The 14,178-nt window shown below is 68.7% G+C and carries 17 protein-coding genes; 14 read left to right on the plus strand and 3 right to left on the minus strand.

What is annotated here, in order from left to right:
- The first annotated feature begins 12 nt into the window (after window positions 1-12).
- The 14 genes from BLP62_RS04420 to BLP62_RS04485 all read left to right on the plus strand — a co-directional run bounded on the left by BLP62_RS04420 (window position 13) and on the right by BLP62_RS04485 (window position 10,699).
- The gene (locus BLP62_RS04420; protein WP_093006331.1) at window positions 13-1,281 is read left to right on the plus strand and encodes an NfeD family protein; all 1,269 of its coding nucleotides are present in this window, start codon (window positions 13-15) and stop codon (window positions 1,279-1,281) included.
- A 2-nt stretch (window positions 1,282-1,283) separates the two neighbouring features.
- Entirely contained in the window at window positions 1,284-2,261 is a 978-nt protein-coding gene (floA, locus tag BLP62_RS04425) for a flotillin-like protein FloA (RefSeq protein ID WP_093006251.1), read from the plus strand.
- Entirely contained in the window at window positions 2,258-2,650 is a 393-nt protein-coding gene (locus tag BLP62_RS04430) for a hypothetical protein (RefSeq protein ID WP_093006253.1), read from the plus strand. The genes floA and BLP62_RS04430 overlap by 4 nt, the downstream gene beginning before the upstream one ends.
- A complete protein-coding gene (locus BLP62_RS04435; RefSeq protein ID WP_093006255.1) occupies window positions 2,614-3,630 on the plus strand; it encodes a PhoH family protein in 1,017 nt (338 codons plus the stop codon). Before BLP62_RS04430 ends, BLP62_RS04435 begins: the two co-directional genes overlap by 37 nt.
- Window positions 3,587-4,006: an rRNA maturation RNase YbeY gene (gene ybeY / locus BLP62_RS04440; protein WP_093006257.1), complete on the plus strand. Its 420-nt coding sequence runs from the start codon at window positions 3,587-3,589 to the stop codon at window positions 4,004-4,006. The genes BLP62_RS04435 and ybeY overlap by 44 nt, the downstream gene beginning before the upstream one ends.
- Entirely contained in the window at window positions 3,961-4,359 is a 399-nt protein-coding gene (locus BLP62_RS04445) for a diacylglycerol kinase (protein ID WP_093006259.1), read from the plus strand. The genes ybeY and BLP62_RS04445 overlap by 46 nt, the downstream gene beginning before the upstream one ends.
- Window positions 4,360-4,363: 4 nt before the next feature.
- Window positions 4,364-4,726, plus strand: a complete 363-nt coding sequence (locus BLP62_RS04450) for a hypothetical protein (RefSeq protein ID WP_093006261.1) — start codon at window positions 4,364-4,366, stop codon at window positions 4,724-4,726.
- A gap of 63 nt (window positions 4,727-4,789) precedes the next feature.
- Window positions 4,790-5,260: a GreA/GreB family elongation factor gene (locus BLP62_RS04455; RefSeq protein ID WP_093006263.1), complete on the plus strand. Its 471-nt coding sequence runs from the start codon at window positions 4,790-4,792 to the stop codon at window positions 5,258-5,260.
- A 12-nt stretch (window positions 5,261-5,272) separates the two neighbouring features.
- Window positions 5,273-6,760 carry a lysine--tRNA ligase gene (gene lysS / locus BLP62_RS04460; RefSeq protein WP_093006265.1) on the plus strand — a complete coding sequence of 496 codons (1,488 nt, stop codon included), beginning with the start codon at window positions 5,273-5,275 and terminating at the stop codon, window positions 6,758-6,760.
- Window positions 6,760-7,626 carry a cation diffusion facilitator family transporter gene (locus BLP62_RS04465; protein ID WP_093006267.1) on the plus strand — a complete coding sequence of 289 codons (867 nt, stop codon included), beginning with the start codon at window positions 6,760-6,762 and terminating at the stop codon, window positions 7,624-7,626. The genes lysS and BLP62_RS04465 overlap by 1 nt, the downstream gene beginning before the upstream one ends.
- A 71-nt stretch (window positions 7,627-7,697) precedes the next feature.
- The gene (locus BLP62_RS04470; protein WP_093006269.1) at window positions 7,698-9,353 is read left to right on the plus strand and encodes an acyl-CoA mutase large subunit family protein; all 1,656 of its coding nucleotides are present in this window, start codon (window positions 7,698-7,700) and stop codon (window positions 9,351-9,353) included.
- Window positions 9,354-9,403: 50 nt separating this feature from the next.
- Entirely contained in the window at window positions 9,404-9,787 is a 384-nt protein-coding gene (locus BLP62_RS04475) for a PaaI family thioesterase (RefSeq protein ID WP_241374137.1), read from the plus strand.
- Window position 9,788: 1 nt separating this feature from the next.
- The gene (locus tag BLP62_RS04480) at window positions 9,789-10,217 is read left to right on the plus strand and encodes a cobalamin B12-binding domain-containing protein (protein ID WP_093006273.1); all 429 of its coding nucleotides are present in this window, start codon (window positions 9,789-9,791) and stop codon (window positions 10,215-10,217) included.
- Window positions 10,214-10,699, plus strand: a complete 486-nt coding sequence (locus BLP62_RS04485; protein WP_093006275.1) for a PaaI family thioesterase — start codon at window positions 10,214-10,216, stop codon at window positions 10,697-10,699. Before BLP62_RS04480 ends, BLP62_RS04485 begins: the two co-directional genes overlap by 4 nt.
- On the opposite strand, the gene BLP62_RS04490 is transcribed toward BLP62_RS04485, so the two are convergent.
- Genes BLP62_RS04490 through BLP62_RS04500 form a run of 3 tightly spaced genes read right to left on the minus strand, consistent with a single transcriptional unit; the run spans window position 10,656 to window position 14,128 of the window.
- Complete coding sequence (locus tag BLP62_RS04490; protein ID WP_093006277.1) at window positions 10,656-11,003, minus strand: hypothetical protein; 348 nt, start codon at window positions 11,001-11,003, stop codon at window positions 10,656-10,658. The genes BLP62_RS04485 and BLP62_RS04490 overlap by 44 nt on opposite strands.
- 57 nt (window positions 11,004-11,060) lie before the next feature.
- Window positions 11,061-11,975, minus strand: a complete 915-nt coding sequence (locus BLP62_RS04495) for an MBL fold metallo-hydrolase (protein ID WP_093006279.1) — start codon at window positions 11,973-11,975, stop codon at window positions 11,061-11,063.
- Window positions 11,976-11,998: 23 nt separating this feature from the next.
- Window positions 11,999-14,128: a VWA domain-containing protein gene (locus BLP62_RS04500; RefSeq protein ID WP_093006281.1), complete on the minus strand. Its 2,130-nt coding sequence runs from the start codon at window positions 14,126-14,128 to the stop codon at window positions 11,999-12,001.
- Window positions 14,129-14,178 lie beyond the last annotated feature (50 nt).

The raw sequence follows: 14,178 nt of genomic DNA on the forward strand, positions 1-14,178 counted from the left end.
AAAGCGTATAGAATGGAGGCGGTGAAAAGGCTTCTGGCCCTCGCCTTCCTCCTCCCCTTGGCCCTGGGGAAGACCTTCCTCGTCCCCATCCAGGGGGAGATTGACCCCGCCTTGGCCGTCTTCGTGGAGCAGGCCCTGGCCCGGGCGGAGCGGGAAGGGGCGAGCGGGGTGGCCTTCCTCATAGACACCCCGGGGGGGCGGGTGGACGCGGCCATCCGCATCTCCGACCGCATCCTCCAGACCCCCCTCCCCACCCTGGCCGTGGTGCAAAACGCCTTCTCCGCCGGGGCCCTCGTCGCCCTCTCCTGCCGCCAGATCGCCATGCTCCCGGGCTCGGAGATCGGGGCCGCCCTCCCCGTGGTGGCCCTTCCCCTCCAGGAGCCCCAGGCCGCCGACCAAAAGGTGATCTCCGCCCTCAAGGGGAAGTTCCGGGCCGTGGCCGAGGCCCGGGGGCGGCCCGTGGAGCTCGCCGAGGCCATGGTGGACCCGAACCTCGAGGTCCCCGGCCTCTCCGCCAAGGGGGAGCCCCTGACCCTCTCCGCCGACAAGGCCGTGGAGCTCAAGGTGGCCGACTTCAAGGCGGCAAGCCTCCCCGAGGCCCTGCGCCAGGCAGGTTTCAACCCGGAAACCGAAAGGCTCCAGCCGGGCCCCAGGGTCCAGGTGGCCCGTTTTCTCACCAGCTCGGGCGTGGCCGGCCTTCTCCTGGCCCTGGGGCTTTTGCTCCTCCTCCTGGAGCTTTTCACCCCCGGGTTTGGCCTCCTGGGGGCTCTGGGGCTTTCCTTCCTCGCCCTCTACTTCGCCGGGGGGTGGCTCGCGGGGCTTTCCGGGGCCTTTGAGCTCCTCCTCTTCTTCCTGGGCGTGGGCCTTCTTTTGGCCGAGGCCTTCCTCTTCCCCGGCTTCGGCGTGGCTGGGGCCTTGGGGGTGGGAAGCATCTTGGCCTCGGTCTACTTCACCTTCGGCGAGAACGCCCTCACGGTGATCGCCATCGCGGTGATCGCCCTTGGCCTTGGCCTCCTCTTGGTCTTCCGCTACCTTCCCAGGACCCGCCCCGCCCGGGCCCTGGTCTTGGAAAGCGCCATTGAGGCCCACGCCACCCCGGAGGAGGTGGAGGTGGGCATGGTGGGCACCGCCCTCACAGACCTGAGGCCCGGGGGCGTGGCCCGTTTCGGGGCCAAGCGCGTGGACGTGGTGGCCAACCGGGGCTTCATCCCCAAGGGCACCGCCATCCGGGTGGTGGAGGTGCGGGGGCCCACGGTGGTGGTGGAACCCATGGAGGCGTGAATATGGAAGGACTCGGCGTGCTCTTTCTGGCTTTTGTCGTCCTCATCCTGGTTTTCCTCTTCTTCAGCTTCATCCCGGTGGGGCTTTGGATCTCGGCCTGGGCGGCGGGGGTCAGGGTCCCTCTCCTCACCCTGGTGGCCATGCGCCTAAGGCGCGTCCCCCCGGCCAAGATCATCTACCCCCTCATCAAGGCCACCAAGGCGGGGCTGGACGTGAGGCTGGACCGCCTCGAGGCCCACTACCTGGCCGGGGGGAACGTGGACCGGGTGGTGGACGCCCTCATCGCCGCCGACAAGGCGGGGATCAAGCTCACCTTTGACCGGGCGGCGGCCATAGACCTCGCGGGCCGGGACGTCCTCGAGGCGGTGCGGGTCAGCGTGAACCCCAAGGTCATCCAGACCCCCATGGTGGCCGCGGTGGCCAAGGACGGGATCCAGCTCCTCGCCACCGCCCGGGTCACGGTGCGGGCCAACATTGACCGCCTGGTGGGCGGGGCCGGGGAGGAAACGATCATCGCCCGGGTGGGGGAAGGCATCGTCACCACCATCGGCAGCGCCAACTCCCACAAGGAGGTCCTAGAGAACCCCGACCGCATCTCCAAGACCGTGCTGGAAAAGGGCCTGGACGCAGGCACCGCCTTTGAGATCCTCTCCGTGGACATCGCCGACGTGGACGTGGGCAAGAACATCGGCGCCCAGCTCCAGATTGACCAGGCGGAAGCCGACAAGAAGATCGCCCAGGCCAAGGCCGAGGAGCGCCGGGCCATGGCCGTGGCCGCCGAGCAGGAAAACCGCGCCTTGGTGGAGGCCATGCGGGCCAAGCTGGTGGAGGCCCAGGCCCAGGTGCCCCTGGCCCTGGCGGAGGCCTTGCGAAAGGGGAACCTCGGGGTCATGGACTACTACCGCCTGAAGAACATTGAGGCCGACACGGACATGCGGGAGTCCATCAGCCGGGCGGCCAAGCCCGAGGGTGAGGAATGAGCCTGGACGACCTTCTGGGCCTCCTCTTCCTCCTCCTCTTCGTGGTCCTGCCCGCCCTGCAGGGGCTTTCCCGCCGGGGCCAGCCCCCAACGCCCCCGGGCTTCCCCGAGGACCTGCCCGCCCCCGAACCCCTCCCCCGGCCCAGGCCCAAGGCCCGCCCCAGGCCCAAAGCCCCACCCCCTCCTCCTCCGGAAGCCCGGCGGGAGGAGGCCTTTAGCGCCGAACGCCTTCCCTCCTTGGAGCGCACCCCCCTGGAGGTGCGCTTCCGGGAGGAGGCCCCGGAGGAAGCGCCCAAGGCGCCAAGGAAAAGGCTCCTGGCCACCGACCCGCAAAGCCTGCTCAAAGGGGTGATATGGCACGAGATCCTGAAGAAGCCCAAAGGGTGGTGATCCCCCTAAGGCCCGAGGAGACCCTGGCCTTCCTGGGCCAGGCGGACCGGAACCTGAAAAAGCTCCGGGCCCTCTTCAAGGAGGCCTTCGGAGAGCGCCTGCGGCTCGTGGCCCGGGGGGAGCAGGTGGAGCTTTTAGGAGACCAGGAGGCGGTGGGGGCGGCGGAGCGGGCCGTGCGCGACCTCCTCGCCCTCCTCCGCCAGGGGGCGGAGCTGGACGAGCCCACCTTGGAGCAGGCGGTGGCCCTGGCCCTGGAGGGAGAGGGCCTCTACCAGGCCACCACCCCGGAGACCGAGCTCGCCCTCCCGGGCCGCCTCCGCCCCAAGACCCCGGGGCAGAGGCGGTACGTGGAGGCCATCGCCCGGCACGACATCACCTTCGGCATCGGCCCCGCGGGCACCGGGAAGACCTATCTGGCCGTGGCCATGGCGGTGAGCCATCTCCGGGCCAGGAAGGTGAAGCGCATCGTCCTCACCCGCCCGGCGGTGGAGGCGGGGGAGAAGCTGGGCTTTCTGCCGGGGGACATCCAGGCCAAGGTGGACCCCTACCTCAGGCCCCTCTACGACGCCCTCTTTGACATGATTGACGCCGAGCGGTTTGAGCAGTACCTGCAGTCGGGGATCATTGAGGTGGCGCCTTTGGCCTTTATGCGTGGAAGAACTTTGAATGATGCCTTCATCATCCTGGACGAGGCCCAGAACACCACCCCGGAGCAGATGAAGATGTTCCTCACCCGCATGGGCTTCTCCTCCAAGATGGTCATCACCGGGGACGTGACCCAGATTGACCTGCCCAAGCAGCAGAAGTCGGGCCTCGTGGAGGCCACCCGCATCCTCAAGGGGATTGAGGGGATCGCCTTTATCTACTTCAAGGAATCCGATGTGGTGCGCCACCCCCTGGTGGCCCGCATCATCAAGGCCTACGAGGAGGCGGAGCGTGGTGGAACTCGTGAGCAACAAAAAGCCCCCGAGGGGGCTTAGGCCAAGGCTCCGCCGGGCCCTCCAGAGGCTCATGGAGGAGCTTGGGGTGGGGGACAAGGCGGTCACGGTGATCCTCACCGGGGACCGGAGGACGCGGGCCCTCAAGCGGGCGTGGTGGGGGGAGGACGAGGCCACGGACGTCCTCTCCTTCCCCCACTACGAGCCCGGGGACCCCTTCGTGCCCCCCCACCTCGGGGACATCTGGATCAGCCTGGACACCGCGAGGAGGCAGGCCGAGGCCCGGGGGGCCCCCCTGGAGGAAGAGGTCCTGGTCCTCGCCGCCCACGGGCTTTGGCACCTCCTGGGCCACGACCACCAGAAGGAGGAGGATTGGGAAGGGTTCCGCCGCGTCCAAGAGAGGATCCTCGCCCTCTGAAAGGGGTCCTCCGGTCCTTCGGCTACGCCTGGGAGGGCCTGGCCCACGCCTGGCGGGTCCAGCGGAACTTCCGGGTGGAGGTGGCCTTGGGCCTCCTCGCCTTGGGGCTCGGCCTTTGGCTTAGGGTGGACCTCGTGCCCATCCTCCTCGTGGCTGCCCTGGTCCTCTCCCTGGAGCTCCTGAACACCGCCCTCGAGGCCCTCACCGACCTGGCGAGCCCCGTCTACCACCCCCTGGCCAAGCGGGCCAAGGACACCGCCGCGGCGGCGGTCCTGGTGGCGAGCCTCCTCGCCCTCCTCCTGGGCCTTTACCTCTTCCTCCCGCCCCTTTTCGCCCGGTTTGGACTAAGCTAGGGGCATGGACTACGAAGAACGGGAGCTGATCCTGGAGCTCTTTCCAGGCACCTCCCCCGACCTCCTCCCCTTAGGGGAGATCCTCTACTACCGGAATGAGGAAGGCCAGGTGGTGATCGCAGAGAAAGGCCCCCCCGAGCTCCGCCTGGTCCTCGAGGCCCTCCCCGGCCACGTGGGCGGCCCCCAGGTGTGCGAGGCCTGCCGCCGCCACCTCTCGGGAAGCGCCCTGGGCTTCTTCCGCCACCCAGTGGGGGGCAAGGAAACCCACCTCCGCTACCTGGTCCTCTGCCAGGACACCGCCTCCTGCGCCAGCCACGCGGAGCCCGAGCGTTTGAGGGAAATCCTCCTTCGGGGTATACTCACTTGAGAAAGGGGCCCTTGGGCCAAGGAGGTCGGCTTTGGCCGGCCTCCATGACTTACGAGGTGAGCTATGGCGCGCGAGGTGAAGCTGACCAAGGCCGGCTACGAGCGGCTCATGCAACAGCTGGAGCTGGAGAGGAAGCGCCTGCAGGAGGCCACCCAGATCCTGCAGGAGCTCATGGAGTCCTCCGACGACTACGACGACTCGGGGCTGGAGGCGGCCAAGCAGGAGAAGGCTCGCATTGAGGCCCGCATTGACTCCCTGGAGGACGTCCTCTCCCGGGCGGTGATCATTGAGGAGGCGGCCTCCGAGACCATCGGCCTAGGCTCGGTGGTGGAGCTGGAAGACCCCGCCACGGGGGAGCGCCTGGAGGTGCAGGTGGTCTCCCCGGCGGAGGCCAGCGTCCTGGAAACCCCCATGAAGATCTCCGACGCCTCCCCCATGGGCCGGGCCCTCCTGGGCCACCGGGTGGGGGACGTCCTGACCCTGGAGACGCCCAAGGGCAAGAAGGAGTTCCGCGTGGTGGCGGTCCACGGCTAACCGCCCGGGAAGATGAACGAGCAAACGCGCCAACGCCTGCTCAACCTGGAAGCCTTGGTGGAGGCGGGCTTTCCCCCCTACCCCTACCGCTTCCCCAAAACCCACAGCGCCCAAGCCATCCTAAGGGCCAAGGAAGGGGCCCCCCCGGAGGCGGAGTGGCCCGAGGAGCGGGTGGCCCTGGCGGGGCGCCTCCTCGCCTTAAGGCGTATGGGCAAGGTCACCTTCGCCCACCTCCTGGACGAGACGGGGCGGATCCAGCTCTACTTCCAAAGGGACCTCACCCCCCACTACGAGCTCTTGAAGAAGCTGGATGTGGGGGACCTCCTGGGGGTGGAGGGGACGGTGTTCACCACCAAGACCGGGGAGGTCACGGTGAAGGTCCTCTCCTGGACCCCCCTGGTGAAGGCCCTCCACCCCCTCCCGGACAAGTGGCACGGCCTCAAGGACAAGGAGGTGCGCTACCGCCAGCGCTACCTGGACCTCATCGTCAACCCCGAGGTGCGGGAGGTCTTCCGCCGCCGCTCGGCCATCGTCCGCTACATCCGCCGCTTCTTTGAGGAGAAGGGCTTCTTGGAGGTGGAAACCCCCGTCCTCCAGGCCACCACGGGGGGGGCGGAGGCCAGGCCCTTCAAGACCTACCACAACGCCCTAGACGATGAGTTCTACCTCCGGATCTCCCTGGAACTCTACCTCAAGCGCCTCCTGGTGGGGGGGTACGAGAAGGTCTTTGAGATCGGCCGGGTCTTCCGCAACGAGGGCATTGACCACAACCATAACCCCGAGTTCACCATGCTGGAGGCCTACTGGGCCTACGCCGACTACCAGGACATGGCGGGCCTGGTGGAAGAGCTCCTTTCGGGCCTCGTCCTCCACCTCTTCGGAGGCTACGAGGTGCCCTACCAGGGGCGGGTGCTGAACTTCAAGCCGCCCTTCAAGCGCATCTCCTTCGTGGAGGCCCTGAGGGAGAAGGCGGGCCTCCCCTTTGACCCCCTGGACCTGGAGCGCCTGAGGCTTTGGGCCGACGCCCACCACCCCGAGCTTTCCCAGGTGCCGAGCTATAAGCTTCTGGACAAGCTCTTCGGGATCTACGTGGAGCCCGGGCTTCAGGACCCCACCTTCGTCTTTGACTTCCCCCTGGCCATCAGCCCCCTGGCCAAGCGGCACCGGGAGAAGCCCGGGCTCACGGAGCGCTGGGACCTCTTCGCCGGGGGGATGGAGCTCGCCCCCGCCTACTCCGAGCTCAACGACCCCCTGGACCAGAGGGAGCGCTTCCTGGAGCAGGCCAGGCGCCGCAAGGAGGGGGACGAGGAGGCCCCGGAGCCCGACGAGGACTTCCTCCTGGCCCTGGAGTACGGGATGCCCCCGGCGGCGGGCCTGGGCCTGGGGATAGACCGCCTCACCATGCTCCTCACCGACCAGCCTTCTCTAAGGGACGTCCTCCTCTTTCCCCTCATGAAGCCTAAAAAGGAGGGCCTCGAGGAGGCCCGGGAAGAAGCCTAGTGGCCGAGCGCGCCGCCCGCCTAAGCCTCCTCGTGGCCCTTTTGGTCCTGGGCCTGAAGGCCCTGGCCTACGGGCTCACGGGGTCCGTGGCCCTCCTCTCCGACGCCTTGGAGTCCATCGTCAACGTGGCCGCCGCCCTCCTCGCCCTCTTCGCCATCCGCCTGGCCCAAAAGCCCCCGGACGCCACCCACCCCTTCGGCCACACCAAGGCGGAGTACTTCTCGGCGGTTTTGGAAGGGGTCCTGGTGGTCCTGGCCGCCCTCCTCATCGCCAAGGAGGCCCTTCCCCGCCTCTTCCATCCCGTGCCCCTGGAGGGCCTTGGCCCGGGGCTTTTGGTGAGCCTTCTCGCCTCCTCGGCCAACGGCCTGCTGGCCTACCACCTCATCCGCCAGGGAAGGCTTCACCGCTCCCCGGCCCTGGTGGCCGACGGCTACCACGTCCTCTCCGACGTCCTCACCTCCGGGGGGGTCCTCCTGGGGGTGGGCCTGGCCTGGCTCACGGGGTTTTGGATCCTGGACCCCCTCCTCGCCCTCCTGGTGGCGGGGAACATCCTCCTCATGGGCTTCCGCCTGGTGCGGGACTCCGTGGGGGGGCTGATGGACGCCTCCCTTTCCCCCGAGGAGGTGGCCCGCATCCAGGAAGTGATCGCCCGGGAGCTTGGGGGGAAGGCCTTAGAGGTCCACGACCTCAAGACCCGGAAGGCAGGGCACCGGGCCTTCTTGGAGTTCCACCTGGTGGTGCCGGGGGAAACCCCCGTGGCCGAGGCCCACCGGCTTTGCGACCGGCTGGAAAAGGCCCTGGAGGAGGAGATTCCGGGGCTTAGCGTCACCATCCACGTGGAGCCGGAAAGCGAGCGGCGGGGCTAAAGGGCGGAGGGCATAACGCTCTTTTCCTCGGGCGTAAAAAAGCGTAGACTGGGGGGCAAAGGGGAGGGTCCATGCGGAAGAAGCACGACTGGCTCAGGGAAACCTACCAAAAGAGCCTGGAGAAGATGCCGGAGAGGCCCGTGGCCCACCGCACCCTCTCGGGGATCGCCCCGGAGCCCCTCTACACCCCCGAGGACATCGGCGTCTTGGACCCCGAGTACGAGGAGAAGCGGGGCTTCCCCGGGGAGTACCCCTACACCCGGGGGGTCTACGGCTCCATGTACCGGTCCAAGCTCTGGACCATGCGCATGTTCGCGGGCTTCGGCACCGCCGAGCAGACGAACGAGCGCTTCAAGAAGCTCCTGAAGGCGGGGCAGACGGGCCTCAGCGTGGCCTTTGACCTCCCCACCCTCATGGGCTACGACTCCGACCACCCCCTCTCCAAGGGGGAGGTGGGGAAGTGCGGAGTGGCGGTCAGTAGCCTCGCCGACATGGAGATCCTCTTTGAGGGGATCAACCTCGAGGAGGTCACCACCTCCATGACCATCAACAGCCCCGCCAACGCCATCTGGGCCATGTACCTGGCGGTGGCCAAGAAGCGGGGCTACGACTGGAAGAAGCTCGGGGGCACGATCCAGAACGACATCCTCAAGGAGTTCATCGCCCAGAAGGAGTTCATCTTCCCCCCCGAGCCCAGCGTGAAGCTGGTCATTGACACCTTTGAGTGGGGGCCCAAGAACGTCCCCAAGTGGAACTTCATCTCCGTCTCCGGCTACCACATCCGGGAGGCGGGCTCCACCGCGGTGCAGGAGCTCGCCTGGACCCTGGCGGACGGCTTTGAGTACGTGGAGGCCGCCCTCAAGCGGGGGCTGGACATTGACGAGTTCGCCCCCCGCATCAGCTTCTTCTTTGACGTCCACAACGACTTCTTTGAGGAGATCGCCAAGTTCCGGGCGGCAAGGCGCATCTGGGCCAAGGAGATGCGCTACCGCTATGGGGCCAAGAACCCCCAAAGCTGGATGCTCCGCACCCACGCCCAGACCGCCGGGGTCTCCCTCACCGCGCAGCAGCCCCTGAACAACATCGCCCGGGTGGCCATCCAGGCCCTGGCGGCGGTCCTCGGCGGCACCAACAGCCTCCACACCGACGCTTACGATGAGGCCCTGGCCCTGCCCACGGAGGAGAGCGCCACCATCGCCCTGCGCACCCAGCAGATCATCGCCTACGAGACCGGGGTCACGCACACCATTGACCCCCTGGCGGGGAGCTACTACGTGGAGTGGCTCACCGACGAGATGGAGCGGCAGGCCATGGAGATCATCCAGGAGATCCACCGCATGGGGGGCGTGGTGCGGGCCATTGAGGAGGGGTACTTCCTCCGGGAGCTCGCCGAGGCCAGCTACCGCTACCAGCAGGAGGTGGAGCGGAAGGAGCGGATCATCGTGGGGGTGAACGCCTTCACCGACGAGATCCCCCTGAAGGTGCCCATCCAGCTCGTGGACCCCGAGGTGGAAAGGGTCCAGGCGGAGCGCCTCGCCCGGGTGCGCCGGGAGCGGGACCCCAGGCGGGTGGAGGAGGCCCTTCAGGGCCTAAGGCGCGCTGCGGTAGAGGGGCAGAACACCATGCCCCACTTCGTGGAGTGCGCCCTGGCCTACTGCACCCTGGGGGAGATGATGGACGTGCTGCGGGAGGTCTACGGCACCTACCAGGAGCCGGCCTACGTCTAAGGAGCCCCAAGAGGACATCCACGCCCATGAACCAGGAAGAGCTTTCACGGGTGTTCACGGCGCCTTTTGTGAACCACCTGGGGATCAGGCTCGTGGAAGCCGGGGAGGGGTGGTGCCTCACGGAAATGCCCGTGGGCCCAGTCCACCTGCAGCAGGACGGCTTCGTCCACGCCGGGGTGCAGGCCACCTTGGCCGACCACACCGCAGGGGCGGCGGCCACCACCCTGGTGGCCCCGGGGGAAGCCGTCCTCACCGTGGAGTTCAAGCTCAACCTGCTCCGGCCAGCCCAAGGGGAACGCCTTCGGTGCCGGGCCCAGGTGTTGCGGGGAGGGCGGACCTTGAGCGTGGTGGAGTCCGAGGTGCACACGGACCGCCTGGTGGCCAAGGCCACGGTGACCCTGGCCATCGTGAGAAGCCTGGGAAGGGAGGGGTAGAATGGCAGACGTGGACAGGCGGATACGGGTCCTCATCGCTAAGCCGGGCCTGGACGGGCACGACCGGGGGGCCAAGGTGGTGGCCCGGGCCCTCAGGGACGCGGGGATGGAGGTCATCTATACGGGGCTAAGGCAGACCCCGGAGATGATCGTCTCCGCCGCCATCCAGGAGGACGTGGACGCCATCGGGCTTTCCATCCTCTCCGGGGCCCACATGCACTACTTCCGCGAGGTGAAGCGCCTTCTGGAGGAGCAGGGGGCCTCGGACATCCTCCTCTTCGGCGGGGGGATCATCCCCGACGAGGACGTGCCCAAGCTGAAGGCGCTGGGCGTGGCCGCCGTCTTCGGCCCTGGCACCAGCACCCAGGAGATCGTGGACTTCCTGAAAAAGGCGGTGCCGGAGCGCTGGAAGGCCCAGGGGCTCGCATGAAGGCCATCCAGCTCTACTACCCCCCGGAGTGGGCCCACTGCTACGGGTGCGGCTACCTGAACGCCCACGGGCTCCACATCAAAACCTACTGGGACGCGGAAAGGGGGCTTAGCGAGACCCGGTTCACCCCCTCGCCCCACCACACCGCCATCCCCGGCTTCGTCTACGGGGGGCTTTTGGCCTCCCTGGTGGACTGCCACTCCACCGCCACCGCCGCGGCGGCCAAGGCGGAAGCCGAGGGGGTTTCCCTGGAGGCCACCCCTCTTCGCTTCGTCACCGCGAGCCTCAAGGTGGACTTCCTCAAGCCCACCCCCTTGGGCCCAGAACTCCTCCTCCTGGGCAGGCCCAGGGAGGTGAAGGGGAAGAAGGTGGTGGTGGACACCGAGCTCTACGCCGAGGGGGTCCTCACGGTGCGGGGGGAGGCGGTTTTGGTGCAGATCACCGAGGGTTTTGGGAAAGAAGGCGCTCCACCGCCTGGATGAGGGCCTCGAGGCGGGAGGCCTGGGGCGAGGCGTGGAGGACGAGCTCCAACCAGGCCGCTTCCAAAATCTCCCTCACTTGGGCAAGCTCCCCGCCCAAGGCCCGGCCCAGGAGGGCGGCCTTCACCTCCTCCCGCAAGCGGCGGTTTTCCTCCTCCGCCTGCCGCAGGTAGCCGCGGAAGAGGAGGAGCTCAAAGGAGACCCGGGCCAGCTTCTCTTCCAGCTCGGCGATCTTGCGGTTTTCCTCCTCCCGCTTGGCCCTTAAGGGGGCCATGCGGCGCTCCAGCTCGTCGTCCCAGTGGAGCATGGCCTTAGGCTAGGACCCCTTCCCCACCTTCTGGGCCAAAAAAGAACATGAGAAACCTTAGAACTCAAAGAAGGCGGGGACGAACTCGTACCCCTCCCCCGCCCGGCGGATGTACCCCAGGGCCGGCCAGGGAAAGTGGTAGGCGGTCACCAGGCTTCGCTCCTCCGAGACCTTCTGGAAGAGGCGGGCCCGGGTGCGGACCACCTCCGCCTTGTCCATGTCAAAGCCCAGGTAGGCCTGAGGAAAGCGCAGGGAGAGGAGGTGGTGGCCCGCGGCGTCCCCGAAGACGAAGAGCCTTTTACCCTGGGAAAGGACCTCGAGGCTCATGTGCCCCGGGGTGTGGCCGAAGGAGGCCACCGCCCGCACCCCCGGGAGGATCTCCTCCCCGTCCCTCACGGGGCGGATGCGGTCCTTTAGGGGCACGAGGGCCCGGGAGACCGCCTGGTTGGGGTTTTTGAGCCAGTAGTCCAGGTCCACCTCGCCCATGAGGTGGACCGCCTTTCCAAAAACCGGCCTCCCCCCCTCGTCCACCAAGCCCCCGATGTGGTCGGGGTGGCCGTGGGTGAGGAAGACGTGGGTGATGTCCTCGGGGGCGTAGCCGGCAAGCTCCAGGTGGGCAAGAAGCCTTCCCCCCGAGGCCCCTCCCCTCCCCGTGTCCACCAGAAGCCGCGCCTCCCCCAGGTCCAGGAGCACCGGGTTGAAGTTGTTGCGGGTGGCCTGGGGGTCCAGGAAGTTTTCCGCCAGGACCCTGCGGAAGTCCTCCTGGAGCTCGGGGTTCGCCCCCCAGTTGGGGAGGAGGGGCCCCGGGGCCGACTGGCCGTCGGAAAGGACCACCGCCCCTACCTCCCCCACCCGAAAGCGGTAGAACCCGCCCCCGTTCACCCCCTTGGGCGCGCGCCCCTGGGCCAGGCTGGAGACCTTGGCCCAGGCCAAAAGAAGACCCGCTCCCTGGACGAACCGCCTCCGGTCCATGTTGACCTCCCTAGGGGCCCAGGCTAGCCCAAAGGCCTCTCCCCGATTGTGCCCTGGCTCCGCCGGGCCTCGAGAAGCCGCTCCCCGAGGAAAAGGAGGAGGGCAAGCCCCAGGAGGTAGGGCCTCAGGGGAAGGGGGGCCTCGGCCCCTATGGGCAGCGCCTCCGGGGAAAGGAGCCTCCCCCCGCTTCCCTCGGCCAAGGCCTGGAGGAGGGCCTGGCCGTCCCGGGGCGTCCACTCCCCGGGAAGGGGAAGGGGGAGGGGCAGGCGGCGCTTCCCGTCCAGGAGAACCCCTTCCTCCTTCAGGCGAGCCTCGTGCCGCAAAGGCCCCACGGGAACCGGGGCCACCTCCTTCCCCCCGGCGAGGATTAGGGGGCGCTCCAGCCGCCCCAGGAGGACGAGGCGCACCCCTTCCCCCTCGGGGTAGGCGTAGAGGGCGAGGGCCCGCCTCGCCCCCGCGAGCCAGCGGGCAAGCCCCCCGAGGAAGGCGGAGGCCCCTTCCCAGCCCCGCCAGGAGCGGGAGAGGTCCGTGGCGAGGGCCGCAACCCTCCCCTCCCCCCGCTCCCCCACGGCGAGGACGGCCCGCCCGCCGCTCGTGAGGAGGACCTCGGCCCAGGGCTCGGCCCTCGCGGGGAGGAGGACGGAAAGGGGGGGAAAGCGGAAGCCCTCGGTGAGGGGGTGGGGCCTGGCCTCCACGGGGAACCTTCCCTCCAGGGCCTCTCCCCGGAAGACCTCCTGCCCCTCCCGCAGGAAGAGGCGGGGAAGCTCCTTGGGGGAGGCCGCCCGGTAGAACCGCCCCCCGCCCCTCCGGGCCAGCTCCTCCAGGAAGGGCGCATCCGCGTCCGGCCCCAGCGCCAGGGCGCTCACCTCCACCCCCGAGGCTGCCGCCAGGGAGAGAATGGGCTCCTTGGGGTCGGAGAGGAGGCCGTCCGTGAGGACCAGGACCGCCTTCCGCTCCACGGGGACCCCCTTGAGGAGGCGCAGGGCCTCCCGGAAGGCCCCCCCGAGGACCGTCCCGCCCCCCGCCTCCAGGGAGAGGAGGAGGCTTCTCGCCTCCTTCTTGGCCTGCTCCGTCATGGGCCTCGGGGGGAAGAGGACCCGGTGGCCCGAGGAGAAGACCACCACCCCCAGGCGGTCCTCGGGGGTGGCGGTTTCCACCAGGGCCAAGGCCCCGGCCACCGCCATGGCAAGCTTCTCCCCCTCCATGCTTCCCGAAACGTCCAGGACAAGGACCAAGGCCGCCCCCTCCCGCCCCAAGGGCTTTAAGGGGAGCTCCTCAGGCAAAGCCCGGTCCCAGCCCCCGAAGAAGAGGCCCTTGGGGGTGGCGGTGAAGAGGAGGCCGCCCCCCTGGCGGAGGAAGGCCCTAAGGGCCTCGGGCGCCCCCTCGGGGAGGTCCAAAACCCCCGCGCCCACGGCCACCAGGTCCGCCTCCAGAGGAAGCGTAAAGCCCTCCTCCACCTGGAAGCCCTGGGCCTCGAGGTAGCGGGCGAGGGCCGCATCCCCGAGGACCAAGGCCTTGGCCCGGTCCGCGGGGGCCACCTCCACCGCCGCCTCGCTCCGCCCCCAGGGGCCCTCGGCCACCGCCTGCACCCTGGCCTTCTCCGTGAGGGGAAAGGGGTAGACGAGGGCCCTCCTCCCCTCCACCCTCAAGGCCCTCTCCAAAACCCCCCCAGGCCCCTCCACCCTAAGCCTCGCCTCCGCGGGCGCGGGGGCCTCCAGCACCACCCCCACCCCCACGGTCTCCCCGTAGAGGGGGTAGGCCGGGGGGACGAGCCGCACCGCCACGTAAGGCCTTGGAGGGACGTAAAGGGCGTCCAGGGGAAAGGGCGGAGGGATGGGCTCCAAAAGCCCGTCGGAGACCAGGACCGCCCGGCTTGGCCGGTGGCGGAGGGCCTCCTTGTAGGCCTCCCGGAGGTCCGTCCCCTCCCCGAGGTCCAGCCTTCTCGCCGTGGGCGAGGGCAGGGTGGCGGCCCGCTCGGCGAAGGCCACGTAGACCCCGTCTTTGGGAAGCCTCGCGGCCAGGGCGAAGACGCCCTCCCGGGCCGAGGGGGAGAAGTCCAGGAGGTAGACCACCCGGCCCGGCAAGGACCCCTTGGGATCCAAAAAGGCCAGAACCAAGAGGAGGAGCACCGCTCCCCGCAGGAGGCGGAGCATGGCCCCATGCTACCCGGGTCTCGGGCCCCGGCGGGGGCGCTCATGCCCTT

The sequence above is a fragment of the Thermus arciformis genome, assembly GCF_900102145.1.
In the GTDB taxonomy this organism is placed as follows: domain Bacteria; phylum Deinococcota; class Deinococci; order Deinococcales; family Thermaceae; genus Thermus; species Thermus arciformis.